This is a genomic window from Rhizobium oryzihabitans, from assembly GCF_010669145.1.
Taxonomy (GTDB): domain Bacteria; phylum Pseudomonadota; class Alphaproteobacteria; order Rhizobiales; family Rhizobiaceae; genus Agrobacterium; species Agrobacterium oryzihabitans.
The window spans coordinates 2,397,780-2,419,047 of the sequence record NZ_CP048632.1 but is presented as its reverse complement, the minus strand read 5'-3'; the positions used below and the strand labels follow the sequence as shown (position 1 = coordinate 2,419,047).

General features: G+C 59.2%; 20 protein-coding genes and 2 pseudogenes. 9 read left to right on the top strand and 13 right to left on the bottom strand.

Annotation, left to right across the window (positions count from 1 at the left end; all coding sequences use genetic code 11):
- Window positions 1-238 precede the first annotated feature (238 nt).
- Both G3A56_RS12395 and G3A56_RS12390 read right to left on the bottom strand, forming a co-directional pair.
- Window positions 239-619, bottom strand: a complete 381-nt coding sequence (locus G3A56_RS12395; protein WP_003492451.1) for a YkvA family protein — start codon at window positions 617-619, stop codon at window positions 239-241.
- A gap of 51 nt (window positions 620-670) precedes the next feature.
- Window positions 671-975 (bottom strand): annotated as a pseudogene (locus tag G3A56_RS12390) (4a-hydroxytetrahydrobiopterin dehydratase).
- An 84-nt stretch (window positions 976-1,059) separates the two neighbouring features.
- Here G3A56_RS12390 and G3A56_RS12385 point away from each other — a divergent pair.
- Complete coding sequence (locus G3A56_RS12385) at window positions 1,060-1,539, top strand: low molecular weight protein-tyrosine-phosphatase (RefSeq protein WP_082183105.1); 480 nt, start codon at window positions 1,060-1,062, stop codon at window positions 1,537-1,539.
- Here the strand turns inward: G3A56_RS12385 and thpR are convergent.
- Both thpR and G3A56_RS12375 read right to left on the bottom strand, forming a co-directional pair.
- Window positions 1,473-2,066 (bottom strand): RNA 2',3'-cyclic phosphodiesterase, encoded by a 594-nt coding sequence (thpR, locus tag G3A56_RS12380; RefSeq protein WP_082183106.1) that lies wholly within the window; start codon window positions 2,064-2,066, stop codon window positions 1,473-1,475. The two genes, G3A56_RS12385 and thpR, sit on opposite strands and share 67 nt — an antisense overlap.
- 68 nt (window positions 2,067-2,134) lie before the next feature.
- The gene (locus G3A56_RS12375) at window positions 2,135-2,785 is read right to left on the bottom strand and encodes an arylesterase (RefSeq protein ID WP_082183108.1); all 651 of its coding nucleotides are present in this window, start codon (window positions 2,783-2,785) and stop codon (window positions 2,135-2,137) included.
- A gap of 90 nt (window positions 2,786-2,875) precedes the next feature.
- Here G3A56_RS12375 and G3A56_RS12370 point away from each other — a divergent pair.
- The 3 genes and pseudogenes from G3A56_RS12370 to G3A56_RS12360 all read left to right on the top strand — a co-directional run bounded on the left by G3A56_RS12370 (window position 2,876) and on the right by G3A56_RS12360 (window position 7,099).
- A pseudogene (locus tag G3A56_RS12370) lies at window positions 2,876-3,585 on the top strand (ABC transporter ATP-binding protein).
- On the top strand, window positions 3,582-6,143 hold the full coding sequence (locus G3A56_RS12365) for an ABC transporter permease (RefSeq protein WP_082183112.1): 2,562 nt from the start codon (window positions 3,582-3,584) through the stop codon (window positions 6,141-6,143). The pseudogene G3A56_RS12370 and the gene G3A56_RS12365 overlap by 4 nt, the downstream one beginning before the upstream one ends.
- A gap of 218 nt (window positions 6,144-6,361) precedes the next feature.
- A complete protein-coding gene (locus tag G3A56_RS12360; protein WP_003492462.1) occupies window positions 6,362-7,099 on the top strand; it encodes a Bax inhibitor-1/YccA family protein in 738 nt (245 codons plus the stop codon).
- A 134-nt stretch (window positions 7,100-7,233) separates the two neighbouring features.
- Here G3A56_RS12360 and G3A56_RS12355 read toward each other — a convergent pair whose 3' ends face one another.
- The 3 genes from G3A56_RS12355 to acnA form a co-directional block, all read right to left on the bottom strand.
- Entirely contained in the window at window positions 7,234-7,626 is a 393-nt protein-coding gene (locus tag G3A56_RS12355) for a DUF2794 domain-containing protein (protein WP_003492464.1), read from the bottom strand.
- Window positions 7,627-8,025: 399 nt separating this feature from the next.
- A complete protein-coding gene (locus G3A56_RS12350; RefSeq protein ID WP_003492466.1) occupies window positions 8,026-8,766 on the bottom strand; it encodes a DUF1223 domain-containing protein in 741 nt (246 codons plus the stop codon).
- 195 nt (window positions 8,767-8,961) lie between these two features.
- Window positions 8,962-11,655 carry an aconitate hydratase AcnA gene (gene acnA, locus G3A56_RS12345; protein WP_035241209.1) on the bottom strand — a complete coding sequence of 898 codons (2,694 nt, stop codon included), beginning with the start codon at window positions 11,653-11,655 and terminating at the stop codon, window positions 8,962-8,964.
- 270 nt (window positions 11,656-11,925) lie between these two features.
- On the opposite strand from acnA, the gene ccmA reads away from it, so the two are divergent.
- The 5 genes from ccmA to G3A56_RS12320 all read left to right on the top strand — a co-directional run bounded on the left by ccmA (window position 11,926) and on the right by G3A56_RS12320 (window position 15,042).
- The gene (gene ccmA / locus G3A56_RS12340; protein WP_082183115.1) at window positions 11,926-12,567 is read left to right on the top strand and encodes a heme ABC exporter ATP-binding protein CcmA; all 642 of its coding nucleotides are present in this window, start codon (window positions 11,926-11,928) and stop codon (window positions 12,565-12,567) included.
- A gap of 200 nt (window positions 12,568-12,767) precedes the next feature.
- Window positions 12,768-13,427: a heme exporter protein CcmB gene (gene ccmB, locus G3A56_RS12335; protein WP_003492473.1), complete on the top strand. Its 660-nt coding sequence runs from the start codon at window positions 12,768-12,770 to the stop codon at window positions 13,425-13,427.
- 73 nt (window positions 13,428-13,500) lie between these two features.
- Window positions 13,501-14,262: a heme ABC transporter permease gene (locus tag G3A56_RS12330; RefSeq protein ID WP_082183119.1), complete on the top strand. Its 762-nt coding sequence runs from the start codon at window positions 13,501-13,503 to the stop codon at window positions 14,260-14,262.
- 4 nt (window positions 14,263-14,266) lie between these two features.
- Complete coding sequence (ccmD, locus tag G3A56_RS12325; RefSeq protein WP_082183122.1) at window positions 14,267-14,440, top strand: heme exporter protein CcmD; 174 nt, start codon at window positions 14,267-14,269, stop codon at window positions 14,438-14,440.
- Complete coding sequence (locus tag G3A56_RS12320) at window positions 14,437-15,042, top strand: DsbE family thiol:disulfide interchange protein (protein ID WP_137067560.1); 606 nt, start codon at window positions 14,437-14,439, stop codon at window positions 15,040-15,042. The genes ccmD and G3A56_RS12320 overlap by 4 nt, the downstream gene beginning before the upstream one ends.
- Before the next feature lie 18 nt (window positions 15,043-15,060).
- Here G3A56_RS12320 and G3A56_RS12315 read toward each other — a convergent pair whose 3' ends face one another.
- The 6 genes from G3A56_RS12315 to dapF form a co-directional block, all read right to left on the bottom strand.
- Complete coding sequence (locus G3A56_RS12315; RefSeq protein ID WP_164056399.1) at window positions 15,061-16,248, bottom strand: GGDEF domain-containing protein; 1,188 nt, start codon at window positions 16,246-16,248, stop codon at window positions 15,061-15,063.
- Between the two features lie 121 nt (window positions 16,249-16,369).
- Window positions 16,370-16,966, bottom strand: coding sequence for a DUF2585 domain-containing protein (locus tag G3A56_RS12310; RefSeq protein WP_082183124.1), 597 nt, complete (start codon window positions 16,964-16,966; stop codon window positions 16,370-16,372).
- On the bottom strand, window positions 16,963-17,613 hold the full coding sequence (locus tag G3A56_RS12305) for a septation protein A (RefSeq protein WP_082183127.1): 651 nt from the start codon (window positions 17,611-17,613) through the stop codon (window positions 16,963-16,965). The genes G3A56_RS12310 and G3A56_RS12305 overlap by 4 nt, the downstream gene beginning before the upstream one ends.
- 2 nt (window positions 17,614-17,615) lie before the next feature.
- Entirely contained in the window at window positions 17,616-19,043 is a 1,428-nt protein-coding gene (gene ftsY / locus G3A56_RS12300) for a signal recognition particle-docking protein FtsY (protein ID WP_082183129.1), read from the bottom strand.
- 31 nt (window positions 19,044-19,074) lie between these two features.
- Complete coding sequence (gene mtaB, locus G3A56_RS12295) at window positions 19,075-20,349, bottom strand: tRNA (N(6)-L-threonylcarbamoyladenosine(37)-C(2))-methylthiotransferase MtaB (RefSeq protein WP_082183131.1); 1,275 nt, start codon at window positions 20,347-20,349, stop codon at window positions 19,075-19,077.
- Complete coding sequence (gene dapF / locus G3A56_RS12290; protein WP_003492490.1) at window positions 20,346-21,248, bottom strand: diaminopimelate epimerase; 903 nt, start codon at window positions 21,246-21,248, stop codon at window positions 20,346-20,348. Before dapF ends, mtaB begins: the two co-directional genes overlap by 4 nt.
- Between the last annotated feature and the right edge of the window lie 20 nt (window positions 21,249-21,268).

Sequence of the window (21,268 nt, the reverse complement as noted above, 5' to 3'; positions counted from 1 at the left end):
ATGGATCGGCCACGTTCAGGTGCGGATCGTCTTTTCTCATTGTGGTCAGGAAGCGGTTACCAAACCGTCAACAACACGCATAAAATGCCGAAAACGTCTTGCAGTGTTACAGATCGGCGACTCCCAGCACCCTGAGGAGAAGGGCGAGGCACGTCCTTCCGTCATGTGTATGACACACAAATTCAGGCAAGAATTTGTCACCTGCCGGGCTCTGCCGGTGCGCCACATCACAGAGGCGTTACTCAGCTTCCTGCTGTCGTTTCAGCATGGCGTCGGCCGCGTCGTAATGTTCCATCTTGATATGGGCGCGGATCATCGCCAAAGCGGCGGTGATAACCGCGATGTCATCGGTAAAACCGATGACCGCCAGCACGTCCGGCACGGCATCCATCGGCATGATGAAATAGGCAAGAGCGGCCAGAATGATGCCCTTGGCGCGCAGCGGTGTGTCACGGTCGATCGCGCAATAATAGGCAGCCGCCGCGTCGCGCGCAAACGGCACCTTCGTCATCACGCGCTTCAGCTTCGGCCAGAATTTGGCACGCACGACGCTCTCGCGCTCTTCCTGCCTGTCGTTTTCGCCTGGCAGAAGAATTTCACCGATTTTCACATCATCCATGATCGACGGTCCTCCGGTCACGGCTATTATATGGGACTTATGGCCCGCCGTTCAATTCCCCCGGCCCGCAGCGGCCTTCTGCATGGCCCGGCCAGAAGAAAATCCCGCTCGGTCACACCCTGCGAATCATGGGTGGTGAGGCAGACCTTCACCCGTGAATAGACATTGGACCATTCCGGGTGATGGTTGAGCCTTTCAGCCGCAAGAGCGGACTCCGCCATGAAACCGAAGGCCTCCGCAAAACTCGAAAACTTGAACGACCTGACGATCGCCGCGCCATCTTCCCGCAACGACCAGCCTTCCAGTTTTAAAAGCTCCTCCCGGATGGCGTCCTGCTCAAGTCTGGGATATTTCATGATTATTACCTCCGCGTGAAAGGGCGCCCGCCGTACCTGCACAACCATGACACGCTTGAACTGCCGGAGCGACCCATAATCCTCATGACGCGCACATCCGTTCTATTCGTCTGCATGGGCAACATATGCCGCTCACCCCTTGCCGAAGGCGTTTTTATCCATCTTGCCGAAATGAAAGGTGTCGCAGAGCGGCTCACCGTCGATTCTGCCGGAACGGGCGGCTGGCACACGGGAAACGCCCCGGACCGCAGATCCGTCGCGGTCGCCCGCAAGCATGGCATCGATATTTCCCGGCAGCGCGCAAGGCAGGTCAGTCAGGCCGATTTCGAAAACTTCGATCTGATCCTTGCAATGGATACGGGCAACCTGGCGAAACTGCTCCAAAAGGCGCCGGAAAACCAGAAGCACAAAATCCACCTGTTTATGGACTATGCTTCGGGACGCCGCGACAGCGTCCCCGATCCATACTTCGGCGGTGAAGACGGCTTTCAGGCCGTCTACAACATGCTTTTGGCGGGATGCAGCTCGTTGCTCGAAAAGATGGAGTTGGATCGCGCCTCGTGAAGCGGGAACGCCTCTTCAACGATATAGGGCCCGCCGCCCACCGATTCCTTCGACGACATCAGCACGAAACGGCCGACCGTGAAGGGCGAGGTGCGGAAGTTGCCGCGTCCGGAAAGATAATGCACCACATCGTCCAGACGCGAGGAGCGCAGCCGCGCCAGCGTCACATGTGGCATGAATTTGCGCGGATCGGGTGGGAGACCGATCCTCTGACAAATTCTCTCGACCTCGGCCTGCAGCGCATGCATTTCCGGTGAGGGGGAAACCCCTGCCCAGATGGAATGCGGTTTCTTGGAACCGAAGGAACCCATGCCGGTGAGATTGAGCTGGAATTCCGGCCTTTCGATCCGATCCAGCCGGTCAACGACCTCATCGGCGGTCCGCCCGTCGATATCACCGATAAAACGCAGGGTTATGTGATAATTCTCCACATCGATCCACCGGGCTCCCGGCAGACCACCGCGCAACAATGAGAGGCTCATAGCCGCATTGCGCGGAATTTCGAGGGCGGTAAACAGTCTCGGCATGGCGAGCTCCCCGAATCTCTTGGCAGAACAAGCATAGCGAATCACGCAATGCAGGCGGGCGCAAGTGCTTATTTTTTTTGCGCACCGATTGTCTTGATGAAGCTTTCAACAGCCGGCAAAGATTTCTCGACCATCATGGCAACTCCTTGCGTATTGGGGTGCATCTTGTCATCCAGCTTCAGCTTGTCATCTGTCACCACGCCATCCAGAAAGAAGGGATAAAGCGGCAGGTTGTATTTTTCCGCAAGCTGAGGATAGAGCGGATTGAAGCGCTTGGCATAATCTTCGCCCATGTTCGGCGGCGCCATAATGCCGACCAGCAAGACGGCTATATTGCGCTTCTGAAAACCGGAAATGATGGCGTCGAGGTTCTTTTCGGTCTGTTCCGGCGCAATACCACGCAGCGCATCATTGGCTCCGAGTTCCAGAATGACCCCGTCCGTACCATCAGGAACGGACCATTCCGCCCGCGCCAGACCGCCGGACGAGGTATCTCCGGACACACCGGCATTGGTGACGGTGACATTGATGCCCTTGGCTTTTAATGCAGCTTCAAGCTGTGCGGTGTAGCTGTCGTTAGGAGGCAGCTGATACCCGGCCATCAGGCTGTCGCCGAGGCCGACCAATTGCAATGTCCGCTCCTGAGCCATGGCCACAGAGGCAGAAAAGGCGGCGGCGAAAATGACGATGAAGTGAAACAGGGCAGCTTTAAATCTCATCACGGCTTTCCTAACTTGGTTCACATTGTCTGAAATACCGACTGCATCGACACCGCCAGACTGTTTTCATCATATATAGGAACGAGAATTGTGACGAAAAGCATCATAGAGCTGAAGAAAGCCGACCTCACGCTCGGCAACGCCGCCGCCTCCGTTCACGTTCTCAAGAACATCGATCTCGCCATCGGCGAAAGCGAGGCAGTTGGCATTGTCGGTCCGTCCGGCTCGGGAAAATCGACCCTTCTGATGGTGCTTGCCGGCCTCGAGAGGCTGGATAGCGGCGAGATCGTCATTGCGGACACGGAGTTGCACAAGCTCGGCGAAGATGCGCTCGCAGATTTTCGCGGCAAGAATATCGGCATCGTTTTCCAGTCCTTCCACCTGATCGCAAACATGACAGCGCTGGAGAACGTCGCCGTTCCGCTGGAACTCGCCAACGCCCCGAACCCCTTCGAGATCGCCAAACGGGAACTCGTCGCCGTCGGTCTCGGTGAACGCCTCAACCATTATCCCGGCCAGCTCTCCGGTGGCGAGCAGCAGCGCGTCGCCATCGCCCGTGCGCTTGCGCCCTCCCCGCCGTCCTGATCGCCGACGAACCGACCGGCAACCTCGATACCGACACCGGCAAGCAGATCGCCGATCTTCTTTTTGCAAAACAGGCCGAGCGCGGCATGACCATGGTTCTCGTCACCCATGACCCCTCGCTGGCCGCCCGCTGCTCACGGCAGATCAAGGTGCGCTCCGGCGAAATAGAGGGTGACAGCGCCAAGGCCCAGATGGCGCGGGCGGTTTCGGCATGATCGGCTCCTTTCTCCCGTCTTTTGCCAATATCAGGAACGCCGCAAGGCTCGCGCGGCGGGAAATTCGCGGCGGCCTGCGCGGTTTTTACATTTTCCTCGCCTGCATCGCGCTCGGGACCGGCGCCATTGCAGCCGTCAATTCCGTGTCACGCGCCGTCACCAGCGCCATTGCCACGGAAGGCCAGTCCATACTGGCGGGCGATGTGCGTTTCGAATTGCGCAACAGGGAGGCGACCGCAGAGGAAAGGGCCTATCTCGACGGCCTCGGCAAGATCGCCGTTTCCACCGGGCTGCGTTCCATGGCACGCCTTGCCGACGGTTCCGAACAGACCCTGACGGAAGTGAAAGCCATCGATGACGCCTATCCGCTCTACGGTAGCTTCGTGGCGGATCCCAATCGGCCGCTGAGCGAGCTTCTGGCAGAGACCGGCGACACCTATGGCGCAATCGCTGCGCCGCTTTTGCTCGAACGGCTCGGCATCAAGGTCGGCGATGAAGTCCTGCTTGGCAATGTGAAGCTTAAACTGACCGGCACCGTCGTCGACGAGCCGGACGCGTTGTCCGATGGCTTCGGCTTTGCGCCAAGGCTGATGGTCAGCCGCGATGCGCTTTTCGCCTCGGGTCTCGTTCAGAACGGAAGTCTGGTCGAACATGCCTACAAGATCCGCCTGGACAATCCTGCAGCGCGGTCAACGATGACCGATGCGGCCAACAAGGCGTTTCCCGATGCCGGCTGGTCCATCCGTACCAGCGACCGGGCAGCGCCCTCGCTCACCGAAAACGTCAATCGCTTCTCGCAATTCCTGACGCTGGTGGGGCTTACCGCCCTCATCGTCGGCGGTGTCGGCGTCGCCAACGCCGTTCGTGCCTTTCTCGATTCCAAGCGCACGACGATCGCCTCGCTGAAATGCCTGGGCGCACCGGCCTCCGTGGTCACCATGACCTATCTCTTCCAGATCGCCTTCATTGCCGTTGTCGGCATCGTCATCGGCCTTGCGGTGGGCGCCATCGCGCCACTGGTCGCCATGCGCTTTCTGGAAGGCGTGCTTCCGGTGCCGGAAGAACTCGCCTTCTACCCCGGCGCACTCGGTCTCGCCGCGCTGTTCGGCCTCTTGACGACGCTTGCCTTCGCCATCGTGCCTCTCGGTCAGGCACGCGAGGTCCCGGCGACGGCGCTCTTCCGCGAACAGGGTTTCGAAGAGGGCAGCTGGCCGTCCTGGCCCTATCTGGCCACCACCGGCCTGCTGCTGGCAGCGCTCGCAGCACTTGCCATATTTTCGGCGGAAGACCGTTTCATCGCCTCGGTCTTCCTCGCCGCCATCGCCTTCGCTTTCGTGGTCCTGCGGCTCGTGGCATCTGGCGTGAAGGCCATCGCCAAACGCAGCCCACGCGTTCATTCCGCCGCCCTTCGCCTGGCGATTGGCAATATTCACCGGCCGGGTGCGCTCACACCCTCGGTCGTGCTCTCCCTCGGCCTCGGCCTGACCCTGCTCGTGACCCTGACGCTGATCGACGGCAATCTGCGCCGCGAACTGACGGACAGCCTGCCGGACCGCGCGCCGAATTTCTTCTTCGTGGATATTCAGGGCAGCGAGCTGCAGGGCTTCCGCGATCTCCTGAAGCGGGAAGCGCCGGAAGGCACGCTGACCGAGGTGCCGATGCTGCGCGGGCGGATCCTCGCGCTCAACGGCGAAGATGTGACAAAAATGGATGTGCCGCCGGCCGGTCGATGGGTGCTGCGCGGCGATCGGGGCATTACCTATTCGCAGGATATTCCCAAAAACGCGACACTGACGGAAGGAACGTGGTGGGGACAGGACTATAGCGGCGAACCGCTGGTCTCTTTTGCGGCGGAAGAGGCGCGGGAACTGGGCCTCAAGATCGGCGACAGCGTCACCGTCAACGTGCTCGGCCGCAGCATCACGGCGAAGATCGCCAATCTGCGCAATGTCGAATGGGAATCCCTGTCGATCAATTTCGTCATGGTGTTTTCGCCAAACACGTTCCGCGGCGCACCGCATGCCTGGCTTGCGACACTCGCTGACCCTTCCGCATCCGCAAGTGATGAAGGCCAGATATTGCGCGCCGTCACCAACGCCTACCCGACGATCACCAGCGTGCGCGTGAAGGACGCCCTCGATGTCGTCAACCGGTTGGTCGGTCAGCTTGCCACTGCCATTCGTGCCGCAGCGGCCGTCGCCCTGATAGCATCCGTCCTCGTTCTCGCCGGCGCTCTTGCCGCCGGAAACCGCGCCCGCACCCATGACGCGGTTATCCTGAAAACGCTGGGCGGCACGCGAAACTTGCTCATCCGCGCCTTCTCCTACGAATACATGATGCTCGGTCTCGCCACCGCCGTTTTCGCACTTTTCGCCGGTGGCGTCTCGGCATGGTTCGTAATTGCCCGCATCATGAAACTGCCCTCCACCTTCCTGCCGGATGTGGCGATAGGCACGCTCGTCGTCGCCCTCGTCATGACGGTGGGTATCGGCCTCATCGGTACCTGGCGAATTCTCGGACAGAAAGCCGCTCCGGTTTTGCGGCAGGCGGGTGAATAATCATCGGTTGTGCGCCGCTTAACTTTAACGATTAATTCTTTGTAATGATCGCCGAAACGTGAGCGCTTTTCGCGCATATGGTGTCTTTTCGACCGGAAAAGGCCTTGTATCGGACACGTTCTGCCATCATATTCTTGGGCAGGCTTGCTGAAGCTCCGCAGCGGCGCCCGGGAGGTATCCCGACACCGTAGCAATTACGGAGCTCAAAAGAGGAAACAATGGCTGACTTCAATAACTACCAGAACCGCATGGCGCAGACCCGTGCACAGACTGGTGCGATGATCGATGAAGGTCTTCGCGCCTATATGCTCAAGGTTTACAACCTGATGGCGCTGGCTCTGGTCATCACCGGCATTGCGGCGTTCGCTACCTTCACGCTCGCGACCACCAATCCGGCTTTCGCACAGTTGCTCTATGCGTCGCCGCTGCGCTGGGTCGTCATGCTCGCACCGCTCGGACTGGTGTTCTTCCTTAGCTTCCGTATCCAGAACATGAGCGTTTCCGCCGCCCAGATGACCTTCTGGGTCTATGCGGCGCTGATGGGTGTGTCTCTGTCCTCGATCTTTCTGGTCTATACCGGCCAGAGCGTCGTACAGACGTTCTTCGTGACCGCTGCCTCGTTCGGCGCGCTCTCGCTTTACGGTTACACGACGAAAAAAGACCTTTCAGGCATGGGTTCGTTCCTGATCATGGGTCTGTTCGGCCTCATCATCGCGTCCATCGTCAACATCTTCCTCGCTTCCTCTGCGCTTCAGTTCGCGATTTCCGCGATCGGCGTGCTGATCTTCGCAGGCCTCACCGCCTATGACACGCAGAAGATCAAGGAAATGTACTTCGATGGCGACGAAGTTGCCGTGGCTGGCCGCAAGGCAATCATGGGTGCGCTGACGCTTTATCTCGACTTCATCAACCTGTTCATGTTCCTCCTGCAGTTCATGGGCAACCGTGACAAGTAAGGGTAGGAACCCAACTGGCAAACATGCGAAAGGCGGCCCATCGGCCGCCTTTTTATTTACCCGCATCGAAAGCTGAAGGCCCTCGGCCTGTTTGCCCGCGTCCCGCAATGAGCATGGTGCGCCCCCTCAAAAGCTCACTCGATGAGCTTCAGGACCTTGTCGAAAACCTTGAGAACCTGCGGAAGCTCATGGCCGCGTTTGAGAATGCGGCCATCTGTATTGACCACGCTATAGGCCCCCTGTTTCGTTGCCAGCTTGGGGTTTTTCTCGATCCTGTAGAGAGGCATTTCGCCCGAACGCTTGAAGACGGAAAATACCGCCTTTTCCCGCAAGTGGTCGATGGCATAATCGCGCCACTCGCCCTCTCCCACCATGCGGCCGTAAATGCGCAGGATCGCATCCAGCTCGCGCCGGTGGAAAGTGACCGGCAAAGGGTCCTTGTTCTTCTTGTATTCACGGAGATCGATAACGGTGGAATTGTCGCGTGAAGCGGTCTGCACCTGCTGCACATCCGGTTGATCGGTCATCCAATACCTCCGATTCCACCCAAATCATCCACTCAATGTGAGCCCGTGAAGGCGAAATTGCAAGCCTCGCCCGCGCCGTAAGACACAGCATAGGCAATGATCTGAAGGCATTTTACAATCTTGGAACGACACCAAAATCGAGAGGCGGCTATATAAAATAGCTCCCACCAAAGCCACCAGAGAGGGTGCCTGCCGCAAACGCAGGGGTAAAAAATGGTAACCATTTAGGCAGCCATTTTAGCATGGCCTGCCGTATTTCGGTCAAACCATGGCCCGAATTGGATGGAATAGTCCTATTGTCAATTGATGCCTAGGCACCAAGATGACCCGGTCCGGTGCATTGACCCTTTACCCCCAGCCCCAATGCCCGGACCGGATCTTCCATCGCCCGACAGGCGATTAGGGGGTTTCATTTCCCAAAAGAATGCTCGCGCCGACGATCGCCGCTGGATCGCCGCTGGCATTAGCCGTCTGCAGCAGGACGGCGCAGCCGCCCTTTTTCACCTTTGCCACAACACTCGCCGGAAGTTTCACCGTCATCGGCGAACCGTCCCACATGCCGACCGTCTGCACATCATAGACGCTGTGCCAGTAGGACATTTTTTTCCCCTGGTTCTCGCCCTTCTGCACATCCACCGTCTGCTCGCGCGTGAAATAGGCAACCACGACATCGGCCTTGCCGCTGCCGGCGCCAATATCGATCTCCACCTCGTCCCCGGCAAATTTTGACGACACCGGCACGTTCAGCCCCTGCCCCTCGCGCTTGAATGCATCAAGCCGATCATAAATGCCGCGGACATCGGCGCCCTTGACATGATCGCGACCATTCAGAATGGCCTGCGGCGTATAGACGCCGTTGCGGCCAAGCGCGCGCATATAGCCATATTGCCGTTCGGTATTTTCCTTCGATGCAAGCGAATCCGCCCAGCCGAGATAATTCCAGTAGTCGACATGATAAGAGAGACCGACGACATCGCCCTTCTGGATCATCTTGCGCAAAGCCTCGTCCGCCGGCGGGCAAGACGAGCATCCCTGCGATGTGAACAATTCAACGACGCCCTTCACTGCCTCCTGCGCATGCGCGGATGTGACGAGGAACGTGCCGAGAAGACATATCGACAGGGGGAATTTCAGTGGCATTACAAAAACCTTTGTCCGGCAAGATATCCAGACGAATTGATGCGATCAATCCCGCCGGGATGCAAACCGGAAAATAACGTCTATTCCCCTCAATAGAAAGTCACGAAGGGGTGAGCGGCAATCACAAAAAAACAGACGAAGAAACAGGAAAGACGCCGGGATTTCTCGCGGCGCCTTTTATTGGTCTATGCTTGATCAGGCCGCCAGATCGCGAAGAACGGTCTGCAGAATGCCGCCATTGTTCATGTAGATCACTTCGTCCAGCGTATCGATGCGGCAAAGAAGCGGAACTTCCTTAACCGAACCGTCGCTGTAGGTGATCTTGGCGATCTTCTTTTCACGCGGCTTGATCTCACCTTCGAGACCGTCGATCTCGACGATTTCGTCACCCTTGAGATCGAGGCTCGCCCAGGTCGTGCCTTCCTCGAAGACGAAGGGAACGACGCCCATGCCCACGAGGTTCGAACGGTGAATACGCTCGAAGGACTGTGCGATCACGGCCTTGACGCCGAGCAGGTTGGTGCCCTTCGCCGCCCAGTCGCGGGAAGAACCGTTGCCATATTCGACACCGGCGAAGATGACGAGCGGAACGCCCTCCGCCTTGTACTTCATGGCAGCGTCGTAGATCGACATCTCTTCCTTGGACGGATAGTGGATGGTGTAGCCACCTTCCTTGCCGTTCGGGCCGAGCATGTGGTTGCGGATGCGGATATTGGCGAAGGTGCCGCGCATCATCACTTCATGGTTGCCACGACGTGTGCCGTACTGGTTGAAGTCGGCAACGGCCACGCCATTCTCCGTCAGATAGGCGCCGGCGGGCGATGCGGCCTTGATCGAACCGGCCGGAGAAATGTGGTCGGTGGTGATCTTGTCGCCAAAGAGACCAAGAACGCGCGCGCCCTTGATATTCTTGAGGCCGGAACCGGTCTTGCCCATGCCCACGAAATAAGGCGGGTTCTGAACATAGGTCGACTTGTCGTCCCAGGCATAGGTCTGGCCCGGGGGAACCTGAACGGCCTGCCAGTTCGCGTCACCCTTGAAGACATCAGCGTACTTCGATTCGTAAAGTTCGCGGGTGACGTACTTCAGGATGAATTCCTGGATTTCCTGCGAGGTCGGCCAGATATCCTTGAGATAGACCGGATTGCCGTTCTGATCGTCGCCGATTGGCTCCTTCGTCAGGTCCTTCTGGACCGTGCCGGCAAGCGCATAGGCCACGACGAGCGGGGGAGAGGCCAGATAGTTCGCCTGAACGTCCGGCGAAATACGGCCCTCGAAGTTGCGGTTGCCCGAAAGGACGCCAGCCGTGATCAGGCCCTTGTCGTTGATCGTCTTGGAGATCGGCGCCGGCAACGGGCCGGAGTTGCCGATGCAGGTCGTGCAGCCGAAACCGACGAGGTTGAAGCCGATGGTGTCGAGGTCCTTCTGCAGACCGGACTTGTCGAGATATTCGGCAACCACTTGGCTTCCCGGCGCCAGCGAGGTTTTCACCCACGGCTTGGACTTCAGCCCCTTGGCAACGGCGTTGCGGGCGAGAAGGCCGGCAGCGATAAGAACGGAGGGGTTGGAAGTGTTGGTGCAGGAGGTGATGGCGGCAATCGCCACATCGCCATGGCCGAGATCGAACTCCTCGCCCTCAACCGCATAGCGGCTGTGGAGCTGGCCGGGCTTCTTGTAGTCGTTTTCGAGAGCCGTCGCGAAATTCGGCGCAATGGTTTCGAGCGGCAGGCGGCCTTCCGGACGCTTCGGGCCGGCCATGGAGGGCACGACATCGCCGAGGTCGAGTTCCAGCGTATCAGTGAAAACGAGGTCGGAACCGTCGCCGGTGCGCCACATGTCCTGCGCCTTCGAATAGGCTTCGACGAGCGCAATACGGTCCTTGGTGCGACCGGACATGGTCAGATAGTTGATGGTCTCGCCGTCAACCGGGAAGAAGCCGCAGGTCGCGCCATATTCCGGACCCATGTTGCCGATGGTGGCGCGGTCGGCCAGCGTCATCGAATCAAGGCCGGGGCCGAAGAATTCGACGAATTTGGAAACCACGCCCTTCTTGCGCAGCATCTGCACGACGGTCAGCACGAGGTCGGTCGCGGTCACGCCTTCCTTCACCTTGCCGGTCAGCTTGAAGCCGATAACCTCAGGCAGAAGCATGGAGACCGGCTGACCGAGCATCGCAGCTTCAGCCTCGATACCGCCAACGCCCCAGCCGAGAACGCCGAGACCATTGATCATCGTGGTATGCGAATCCGTGCCGACGCAGGTATCCGGGTAAGCAATCGTTTCGCCATCCTCTTCCTTCGTCCAGACGGTCTGGCCGAGATATTCGAGGTTGACCTGGTGACAGATGCCAGTGCCGGGCGGTACTACGCGAAAATTCTTGAATGCCTGCTGGCCCCACTTCAGGAAGCGGTAACGTTCGCCATTGCGTTCATATTCGAGCTCTACGTTGCGGGCAAACGCAGTCGGTGTGCCGAATTCGTCAACGATGACCGAGTGGTCGATGACCAGATCGACGGGAACGAGCGGATTGATCTTTTCCGGGTCGCCGCCAAGCGACACCATGGCGTCGCGCATGGCTGCAAGATCGACTACGGCTGGAACACCGGTGAAGTCCTGCATCAGAACGCGGGCGGGGCGATAAGCGATTTCGGTTTCGGTCAGGCCCTTGTTGTTGAGCCATTCGGCAACGGCCAGAATATGCTGCTTGGTGACGGACTGGCCGTCCTCGAAACGAAGCAGATTTTCGAGCAGCACCTTCATGGAATAGGGCAGCCTGGATACGCCCTTGAGGCCGTTTGCCTCAGCCTTGGGAAGGCTGAAATAGACGTATTCCTTACCATCCACGGTAAGGACGGAACGACAATTGAAACTGTCGAGTGATTTGGGCATGGATAAAACCCCGCTTACTCTGATAGCCAACACGTGCGTGCGGACACCTATGCACTCATGCACATCAGGATGCGGGTACGACCATTTCCGCTGTCCGCACGTGAAAGTTACTCCTCGTAACATTCAGGTCCGGCGCAAGATGATGTTCACGCCGGCCGCTGGCGTGGTTGACACCCATATAGATAATTTCGGAGAAACGTGCCAGACCATTCAGGAAATCAAATCGATTTTTTTGTGCGACACGATGAAAATCTTACACGGAAACGCGGCATGGATTTGACGGCGGAAAATCTTGGCGTGCGGCGCGGTGAAGATTTCATATTCATGAATGTTTCCTTCAAGTTAAGCGACGGCGACGCATTGGTCCTGACGGGCCGAAACGGCTCGGGAAAATCGACGCTTCTGCGTACCGTGGCCGGTCTTTTGCGCCCCGAACAGGGATGCATAAAGATAGCCGGCAAATGGATAGAAATGGACATGCGGCCATCGGAGGCCTGTCACTATCTCGGCCATCGCAATGCGATGAAAACGGAGCTGACCGTTTGGGAAAATCTCAGATTCTGGAAAGACTTCCTTGGCGATTTTTCTGGCGGCACGGGTATGGAGATCGATGAGGCGGCGGAAATCGTCGGCCTTGCCGGCATCACCCATCTGCCCTTCGGTTATCTTTCCGCCGGCCAGCAACGGCGTTTTGCCATGGCGAAGCTTTTGATTGCATGGCGGCCGGTGTGGATTCTCGACGAGCCGACCGCGGCGCTCGACAAGGCGGCTGACGGGATGTTTACCGGTCTGGTCCAGAGCCACTTGGGGAGAGGCGGCATCGTCCTGGCTGCTACCCATCAGCCTTTGGGACTGGAGAATGCTCGTGAATTGCAGATGACGGGGTTTGCGGGTGTGGAGGCTTGGGCATGATGGGCAGGCGCGCGGGACATACCCCCTCTGCCCTGCCGGGCATCTCCCCCTCAAGGGGGGAGATCGATCTGCGGCGAGGTTTCGCCCATCTCGAAGTTTGCGGATGGAGTGGCGAAAGTGCCTCCTGCCGATCTCCCCCTTGAGGGGGAAATGCCCGGCAGGGCAGAGGGGGGTAACGCCGCGAACACGAGGGCACCCCGATGACCGCCCTTTTCCTCCGTGACATCAAACTCTCCATCCGTGCCGGCGGTGGCGCGCTGATCGGCGTATTGTTCTTCATGACCGTGGTTGCCGTCATCCCCTTCGGCGTCGGACCCGATCTCAATCTGCTTGCCCGCATCGGCCCTGCCATCGTCTGGATAGGCGCACTTCTGTCCGCCCTTCTCGGCCTCGACCGGCTGTTTCAGGCGGAACGGGATGACGGCTCCCTCGACCTCATTCTCATGCAGGAAAACCCGCTGGTCCTGACCGTACTCGTCAAATGCCTGGCGCATTGGGTCGCAACCGGCCTGCCGCTGGTGCTTGCTTCGCCGTTGCTCGGCCTTTTCATGAATATGGATGAAGTGGCGATCGGCGCGGTGATGCTGACCCTTCTCGTCGGCTCGCCCGCCATTACCTTCATCGGGGCTGTGGGCGCCGCCGTCGCCGTGGCACTGCCACGCGGAGGACTTTTGGTATCCATCCTCGTCCTGCCGCTTGCCATTCCGGTACTGATCTTCGGCGTCAGCGCCTCCTATGCGGCGGTGCAGGACCCGGCGCCCTTTATGCCGCCATTCCTCATTCTCTGCGCGATCACATTATTTTCAGCCGTAACCGGTCCTTTCTTTGCCGCTTTGGCGTTGCGCAATGTTATGGATTGATGAAACCGGCCAGACGATCCCCGATTGACAGGGATCAATTGCGGGATGGCCATTCTCGGGTTACACAAACGGCATGAACGAGCAGACTTTCGCCATCACCAAATTCAGCGATCTCGCCAATCCCACGCGGTTTCTGGCGCTGGCAGCACGCATTCTGCCCTGGCTCGCTGTTCTGACAGCGCTGGTGCTGGCCATAGGCCTCTATCTGTCCTTTACGACCGAGGGCGATTATCAGCAGGGTTACACCGTGCGCATCATGTATGTGCACGTCCCCTCGGCGTGGCTGGCCATGATGTGTTATACGGTCATGGCCGTCTCGGCCATTGGCACCCTCGTCTGGCGTCATCCGCTGGCGGATGTCAGCCACAAGGCCGCCGCCCCCATCGGGGCCGCCTTCACGCTGATTGCGCTGGTCACAGGCTCCCTCTGGGGCAAACCTATGTGGGGAACCTGGTGGGTGTGGGATGCGCGGCTGACCTCCGTTTTCGTCCTCTTCCTGATGTATCTGGGGCTGATCGCGCTCAATCGCGCCATGGACGATCCGTCCAGAGCCGCCCGCGTCAGCGCCGTGCTGATCCTTGTCGGTTTTGTGAATATTCCCATCATCAAGTTTTCGGTCGAGTGGTGGAACACGCTGCACCAGCCGGCAAGCGTCATCCGCATGGGCGGTTCTGCCATTGATGCGGAATTTCTCTGGCCGCTTCTGACCATGGCGATCGGCTTCACGCTGCTGTTCTTCACATTGCACATCGCTGCCATGCGCAATGAAATCTGGCGCCGGCGCGTGGCTGCGCAACGGCGCCTTGCCGCCCGCATGGCAAACCGGGAGGGCTGAGGTGATGACGCACGCCTTTTATATCGGCATGTCCTATGCGGCGACCGGCCTTGTCGTCCTCTGTCTCATTGCCTGGGTCGTTTTCGACGGTCAGGCGCGTAAAAGGGAACTGAAGGCATTGGAAGCATCCGGCGTGCGCCGCAGGACGAAAGCCGGTTCTGCAGGTGACGCGCCATGACGCAGGCCGGCCACGACCAGAATACAAAGGCCAAAACCACCGGCCGCGCACGATATGCGCTGGCGCTGCTGCCGCTTCTGCTTTTCGGCGGCTTTGCCCTCGTCGCCGGCAAGATGCTCTATGATCAGGACGTGAACGGGCTGGATATCAGCGCCATTCCCTCGGCTCTCATCGGCACCAAAGCGCCGAGTTTGTCGCTGCCGCCGCTGGAGGGCTCCAACCTGCCGGCGCTCACCGATGCCGCCATCAAGGGCAAGCTGACTCTGGTCAACGTCTTTGCTTCCTGGTGCATTCCCTGCCGTCAGGAGCACCCGCTGCTTCAGGAACTGGCCAAAGACAGCCGCATCACCGTTGTCGGCATCAATTACAAGGACAAGCAGGACAACGCGCTGCGCTTCCTCGGCGAACTCGGCAATCCCTTCGCTGCGATAGGCGTCGATCCAAACGGCAAGGCCGCGATCGACTGGGGTGTCTATGGCATTCCCGAAAGCTATCTGGTCGGCGCGGACGGCACGATCCTTTACAAAAAGGTCGGCCCATTCGATGCCCGCAGCGTCGAACGCGACCTGCTGCCGGCCATTACTGCCGCCGCCGGAAAATAACACCCGGGTCGAAAAACCTCACACTTTGGAAACTACCCTGAGCGACGGGACCTCAGCGGTCGCGGGAAGACGTATGCCCTCCAGCACGACCTGATCGCGACCGCCACGTTTTGCGGCATAGAGACTGTCATCGGCACGCTTGATGGCATCGTGAATGGAATGATCTCCTCTCGCGACGGCCGAGACGCCGAAGCTTGCGGTGATCTGTGTCGCCACGCCGCGGTTGCGCCAATCGAGCGACGAGAGGCCAAGTCGCATGCCATTGGCGAGCTGTCCGGCCAAGGCAGCGGTCTGGCCGGGCAGGAAGACCACGAATTCCTCGCCGCCGAAACGGGCCACCAGCGCATCTTCAGGCGCATTTCGCCTGAGAAGATCGGCAAGGCCGATGAGAACGATATCTCCCGCAGCATGACCGTAGACATCGTTGATGCGCTTGAAATGGTCTATGTCACAGGCAATGACCGCACCATCTGGCGTATCATTGCGAAAATCGGGCACACGCCGGTCGAAGCCGCGGCGGTTCAGCACATCCGTCAGCGGATCGTGCTCCGCCGCATGCAGGTGCCGGTCAACGGTAACGGAAATCTGGCTCGCAAGCACGGAAAGCGCAAGAAGGAAGCCGAATATGCTCGCGGCAAGCTGCATGTAGAAAGCATAATCGGATTCGAAGAATTCGCCGAGCTCGACCATCGAGCCGTTCGGCGTCATCACCAGCAGCATCCCGATGCGCACCAGGGTTTCCAGCACCACGAGCGACGCAATCGCCACCATCAGCCTGTCGGCAAGCGCCAGAGGCCGCCTCCGCACGATCCAGACCGGGATGGCGAGCAGCAGGGCGCAGACAAGATCGCCGATGACCAGCTCACGTTTCAGATCCGGTGTGACGAAGACATGGAACGAGACCAACAGAACCGCCGCAGCTACGATGGACAGTCGCGCCGTCGTATAAAGCGGCCGTCCGAAATGGGTGAGCAGCGCGTGGCCGTAGAGAAAAAACGCAGAAAAGAACAACAGGTTCGAGACGATCGCCTGAACTTCGAACGGCAAACCGCCAAGCACCAGGGGTGCGGCAAAACCAAAGGCCGCCGAAAGATATCCCAAACCCCAATATCGCGCCGAAGCGTGGCCGATCCTCTGCAGGAACAGGAACACCACACCAAACGTCAGCATGATGAAAGGGAGAAGATAGGCGAAATTATCTTGCACAGTGTTCTGCCGGACGGAAAGACGAGCCTTTGAGCCCGGACACTACCCCAATGCCATTAAGAAAACTTGCATATAGCGCGGGGTTTTCGTGCCTCTCCGGCGAAAATCCCGGCAGATATGTTCACATTTGCGGGAGCGCGTTCTGCCATTCCTTGATCGCCTCGACGGGCCAGACGAGCATGACCACGTTCAGCGTCAGATTATCGCGGATCAGCCATCCGGTGAAGATTTCGAAGAAGATGGCGATCACCACCGTCAGCCACACCGGCACGCGCGCAGCGAAAAGGAAACCCAGCGCCATGAAAACCGTATCCATCGCCGAGTTCAATATGCTGTCGCCGGTGTAGCCGAGCGCCATGGTCGCGGTGCGGTAACGATCAATGATGATAGGCGAGTTTTCGAGAATTTCCCACGCTGCCTCGACCAGGACCGCAAGCGAAAGCCGCATGGAAAGCGGCTTGTTTCGAAACAGCAGCCAGGCGAACCAGTAGAACAGGAAGCCATGGATGATATGCGACGGCGTATACCAGTCAGCCAGATGCTGGGAATTGCCCGGCGTGTTCACGCCCGGTTCGAACAGCTTCACGTAACCGCATTCGCAAATGGGAATGCGGCCCATGAAATAAAGGATGATGATCTGCAGGAGAAGTAGCCCGGCGGCCACGCCGAACCATTTGAGCGAACGCGAACGGGAAGCCGGCATCTCCGCAACTGTCATTTTTCGTCCTTGCGAAGAGGCTCGACAGAATGGCGCATGACGAGCGGCATCTGCGCCATGGTGAAGATGATGGTGATCGGCATCGTGCCCCACACCTTGAAGGCGACCCAGGTGTCGGTGGAGAACATGCGCCAGACCACCTCGTTCAACACCGCGAGGAAGAGGAAAAACACACCCCATCGCAGGGTCAGCTTGCGCCAGCCCTCATCGTTCAGCTTGAAGGCCGAATTGAATACATAACCCAGCAGCGACTGGCCGAAGAACAGGCCGCCAAGCAGGATGACACCGAACAGGGCGTTGACGATGGTCGGCTTCATCTTGATGAAAGTATCGTTCTGCAACCAGAGCGTCAGCGCACCGAACACGAAAACCACAATGCCTGATATCAGCGGCATGATCGGCAGTTTCCGCGTCAGCACCCATGAAACCGAAAGCGCGAGCGCCGTTGCGATCATGAACAGGCCGGTGGCGATGAAGATCGGCCCACCGAACTCCGTCAGCACGGGGAAAGTCGACGCCAACCACTCGCCGCGGGAGTTGGCGAAAAAGAACACCATAAGCGGGCCAAGCTCGAGCACGAATTTCAGGAGCGGGCTGATTTCCGCCACCATCTTTTCGCTTTCCTTGGAATTGCTTTCGATATCCATACTCAAACTCCCGCAATGGCCTTGGCGAAATCTTCCGCCTCGAAGGGCTCCAGATCGTCCACACCTTCACCCACACCGATGAAATAAACCGGCAGCTTGTGTTTGGCGGCAATGGCAACGAGGATACCGCCCCGCGCCGTGCCATCCAATTTTGTCATAATCAGGCCCGAAACACCCGCGACATTGCGGAATATTTCCACCTGGTTCAGGGCGTTCTGGCCGGTCGTCGCATCCAGCGTCTGAAGCACGGTGTGCGGCGCATCCGGATCGAGCTTGCCGAGTACGCGTACGATCTTTTCCAGCTCCGCCATCAGTTCCGTCTTGTTCTGCAGGCGACCGGCCGTGTCGATGATGAGTACATCGCTTTTCTGCGCCCGCGCCTGCTCATAGGCGTCGTAAGCCAGACCCGAGGCATCCGCACCCAGCTTGGTGCCGATGAACTGCGAGCCGGTACGGTCGGCCCAGATCTTGAGCTGCTCGATTGCAGCAGCTCGAAACGTGTCGCCAGCCGCGAGCATGACCTTGAGGCCGGAGCCGGAAAGCTTGGCGGCAAGCTTGCCGATCGTCGTCGTCTTGCCCGTGCCGTTCACGCCGACGACAAGAATGACATGCGGCTTGTGCGAAAGATCAAGTTCCAGCGGTTTGGCAACGGGCTTCAGGACCTTGGTGATCTCGCCGGCCATGATGCGCGCCACATCCTCGCCGCTCACATCCTTGCCGTAACGTTCGGACGACAGGGCGCCGGTGATGCGCATGGCGGTCTCGACACCCAGATCCGACTGGATCAGAAGGTCTTCCAGTTCATCAAGCGTATCCTCGTCCAGCTTGCGCTTGGTGAACAGCGCCGAAATCTGCGTGGTCAGTTGCGATGATGTGCGGGCAAGCCCGGCCCTCAGACGCTGAAACCAGCTAAGCTTCGGCTCCGGCGCAGCGATAACAGGCTCTTCACGCTCACTTGCCGATGAAAAGCCCTTCGGTAAAGCCTGCGGCACGGCAGATGGTTCGACGGCATCTGTGGACTCGGCCTCATCCAGCAGCGCATCCATCGCATCCGCATCAAGCACGGCATCGGCAGCGTCCGGCGAAGGTTCTACCTGTTCTTCGGCCGCGGCTTCCGCCTGCAACAGCGACAACGGCACGATACCCATATCTCCGGAAAGCTCGGCGCCGGGCAGCAGCGGCGCATCCTCCTCATCCTCTTCGGAAAGGACAACATCCGCCGTCTCGTCCGGAGCCGGTCCGCCGGCCGTCTCCATCTCCAGTTCGGAAACCGGATCCACATCGACAGGGTTATGCGCTTCGGCCTCGCTCAACGCTTCTTCGAAAGAGGCGTTTTCCTTGCCGTGTTCGGGCGCGGAATCCTCGTGCGGCCTGTCGTCGGCCTTATCCTTGCCGAACGAGAAGACTTTTTTGATGAAGCCGAGGGCCATGGTTGTTCCCGTGTCTTTATCTCGTGCCGCTTCAGGCCGCGTCAGCCGCCAGAAGCTTCATGTTCAGATGTTTGCCGTTGTGGCCGGTAATCGCAACCTGCGCAAGAGTGCGCGGGGCAAGATCAGGCGCCACGACCAGCGTGAAATTGACGGTATGAGCAAAACCGTTGTTTTCAACGAGGATCGTCTGCACCGAGCCAACCATGTTTTGCAGATGCGCGAGCCTCAGCGTCTCGCCGCGTTCGCGAAGCCTCGCCGCCCGCTCCTTCACCAAGGCGCGGTCAAGCTGCGGCATGCGTGCAGCAGGCGTGCCGGCGCGCGGGCTATAGGGAAACACATGCAGGCTGGAAATGCCGCATTCTTCCGCAAGCGTCGCAGAATTTTCGAACATCTCTTCCGTCTCGGTTGGAAAACCGGCGATCATATCAGCACCGAAGGCGATATCCGGCCGGAGCGACCGCACCTCGTGACAGAACCGAATGGCATCGGCCCTGGAATGACGGCGTTTCATGCGTTTCAGGATCATGTCGTCGCCATGCTGGAGGGACAGGTGCAGATGCGGCATGAGACGCGGCTCATCGGCAATAAGATCCATCAGATGGCTGTCCGCCTCTATGCTGTCGATGGAGGAAAGCCGAAGTCTCGAGATTTCCGGCACCTGCTTCAGCAATGTCTTGGCAAGATATCCAAGAGACGGTTCGCCCGGCAGGTCAGCGCCATAGCTGGTCGCATCCACCCCCGTCAGAACGATCTCGCAATAGCCGCTTTCCGTCAGCCTGCGCGCCTGATCCACCACGGCACCCATCGGCACGGAGCGCGAATTGCCGCGCCCATAAGGAATGATGCAGAAGGTGCAGCGATGGTCACAGCCGTTCTGCACCTGAATGAAGGCGCGCACATGCCCGTCTATGTGCTTGACCATCTGCGGCGCGGTCGCCTTGATGCTCATGATATCGTTGACGCGCAGCTTTTCTTCCGCCGAAACACCGAAATCCGGCAGCGCGCGATAGGAAGCACTTTTCAGCTTTTCCTCATTGCCCAGCACCGCATCCACCTCGGGCATCTCGGCAAAGGTCTGTTTTTCCGTCTGCGCGGCACAGCCGGTGACGATGATACGGGCATGCGGATTGTCGCGCCGCGCCCGGCGAATGGCCTGGCGGGCCTGTCGCACCGCCTCACCCGTCACCGCACAGGTATTGACCAGCACGGCATTGTTGAGCCCGGCCTTTTCGGCCTCCGCCCGCATCACTTCCGATTCATAGGTGTTGAGACGGCAGCCGAAGGTTATGACCTCGACGCCGCTCATATGGCCCCCTGTTCGGCCGCGACATCCCGCGACCAGACGCCGGTGACGGGATCGACAACGCCGGACCATTCCCATTCGGCCGGGCCGGTCATGATGACGTGGTTGTCCTCGCGCCAGTCGATGGTCAGCGGCACGCGCACGGGGCTGGAGGCGACATCGATGGTGACCTTCTTAGCTGTGCGGCCGGTGCGCGCGGCGGAAACGGCAGCGGCGCAGGCTGCGGAACCGCAGGCAAGCGTCAGCCCCGCGCCGCGCTCCCAGGTGCGCGTGCGAAGCGCGCTGTCGGAAATCACCTGCGCCAGCGTGATATTGGCCTTTTCCGGGAACATCGGGTGGTTTTCGAGAAGCGGTCCGAACCGTTCCAGATCAAAACTCATCGGGTCGCGATCCACCCAGAAAATCGCATGCGGGTTGCCCATCGACATGACGGCGGGCGAATGCAGGACAGGCGCATCGATCGGCCCGATCTGCAACTCGATGCGGCTCGTATCGTGGAATTCTTCGGAAAGCGGAATGTCGCTCCAGCGGAAACGCGGCAGGCCCATGTCGACGGAAATCATGCCGTCCTCATGCTCGACGGCGTTGAGGATGCCCGCCACCGTCTGGAAGGTAAAGCTGGTCTTGCCGGTTTCCGAGGAAAGCGCCTGCACCACGCAGCGCGTGCCGTTGCCGCAGGCCTGCGCCTTCGTGCCATCGCAATTGAGGATATCGATGAAGGCATCGGTGCCGCCGATACGGGGATCGTGGATTGCCATGATCTGGTCGAACTGGGTGGTGGGATCGGCGTTGAGCGCAATGGCTGCGGCGGGCGTCACCATGTCCTTGCGGCCGCGCATGTCGACAACGAGGATCTTGTTGCCAAGCCCGTTCATCTTCGCAAATTCGACCGTATCCGCCATCGCCTTGAACCTGAATTATC

Coding starts and splice junctions, on each gene's coding strand:
- thpR (WP_082183106.1), bottom strand. CDS start 2,066: ATGCCGAGACTGTTTACCGCCCTCGAAATTCCGCGCAATGCGGCTATG.
- G3A56_RS12350 (WP_003492466.1), bottom strand. CDS start 8,766: ATGCCACTGAAATTCCCCCTGTCGATATGTCTTCTCGGCACGTTCCTC.
- dapF (WP_003492490.1), bottom strand. CDS start 21,248: ATGGCGGATACGGTCGAATTTGCGAAGATGAACGGGCTTGGCAACAAG.
- ccmD (WP_082183122.1), top strand. CDS start 14,267: ATGACGCACGCCTTTTATATCGGCATGTCCTATGCGGCGACCGGCCTT.
- G3A56_RS12360 (WP_003492462.1), top strand. CDS start 6,362: ATGGCTGACTTCAATAACTACCAGAACCGCATGGCGCAGACCCGTGCA.
- ccmA (WP_082183115.1), top strand. CDS start 11,926: ATGGATTTGACGGCGGAAAATCTTGGCGTGCGGCGCGGTGAAGATTTC.
- G3A56_RS12305 (WP_082183127.1), bottom strand. CDS start 17,613: ATGGATATCGAAAGCAATTCCAAGGAAAGCGAAAAGATGGTGGCGGAA.
- G3A56_RS12320 (WP_137067560.1), top strand. CDS start 14,437: ATGACGCAGGCCGGCCACGACCAGAATACAAAGGCCAAAACCACCGGC.
- G3A56_RS12330 (WP_082183119.1), top strand. CDS start 13,501: ATGAACGAGCAGACTTTCGCCATCACCAAATTCAGCGATCTCGCCAAT.
- G3A56_RS12385 (WP_082183105.1), top strand. CDS start 1,060: ATGACGCGCACATCCGTTCTATTCGTCTGCATGGGCAACATATGCCGC.
- G3A56_RS12395 (WP_003492451.1), bottom strand. CDS start 619: ATGGATGATGTGAAAATCGGTGAAATTCTTCTGCCAGGCGAAAACGAC.
- G3A56_RS12375 (WP_082183108.1), bottom strand. CDS start 2,785: ATGAGATTTAAAGCTGCCCTGTTTCACTTCATCGTCATTTTCGCCGCC.
- G3A56_RS12365 (WP_082183112.1), top strand. CDS start 3,582: ATGATCGGCTCCTTTCTCCCGTCTTTTGCCAATATCAGGAACGCCGCA.
- acnA (WP_035241209.1), bottom strand. CDS start 11,655: ATGCCCAAATCACTCGACAGTTTCAATTGTCGTTCCGTCCTTACCGTG.
- ftsY (WP_082183129.1), bottom strand. CDS start 19,043: ATGGCCCTCGGCTTCATCAAAAAAGTCTTCTCGTTCGGCAAGGATAAG.
- ccmB (WP_003492473.1), top strand. CDS start 12,768: ATGACCGCCCTTTTCCTCCGTGACATCAAACTCTCCATCCGTGCCGGC.
- mtaB (WP_082183131.1), bottom strand. CDS start 20,349: ATGAGCGGCGTCGAGGTCATAACCTTCGGCTGCCGTCTCAACACCTAT.
- G3A56_RS12310 (WP_082183124.1), bottom strand. CDS start 16,966: ATGACAGTTGCGGAGATGCCGGCTTCCCGTTCGCGTTCGCTCAAATGG.
- G3A56_RS12355 (WP_003492464.1), bottom strand. CDS start 7,626: ATGACCGATCAACCGGATGTGCAGCAGGTGCAGACCGCTTCACGCGAC.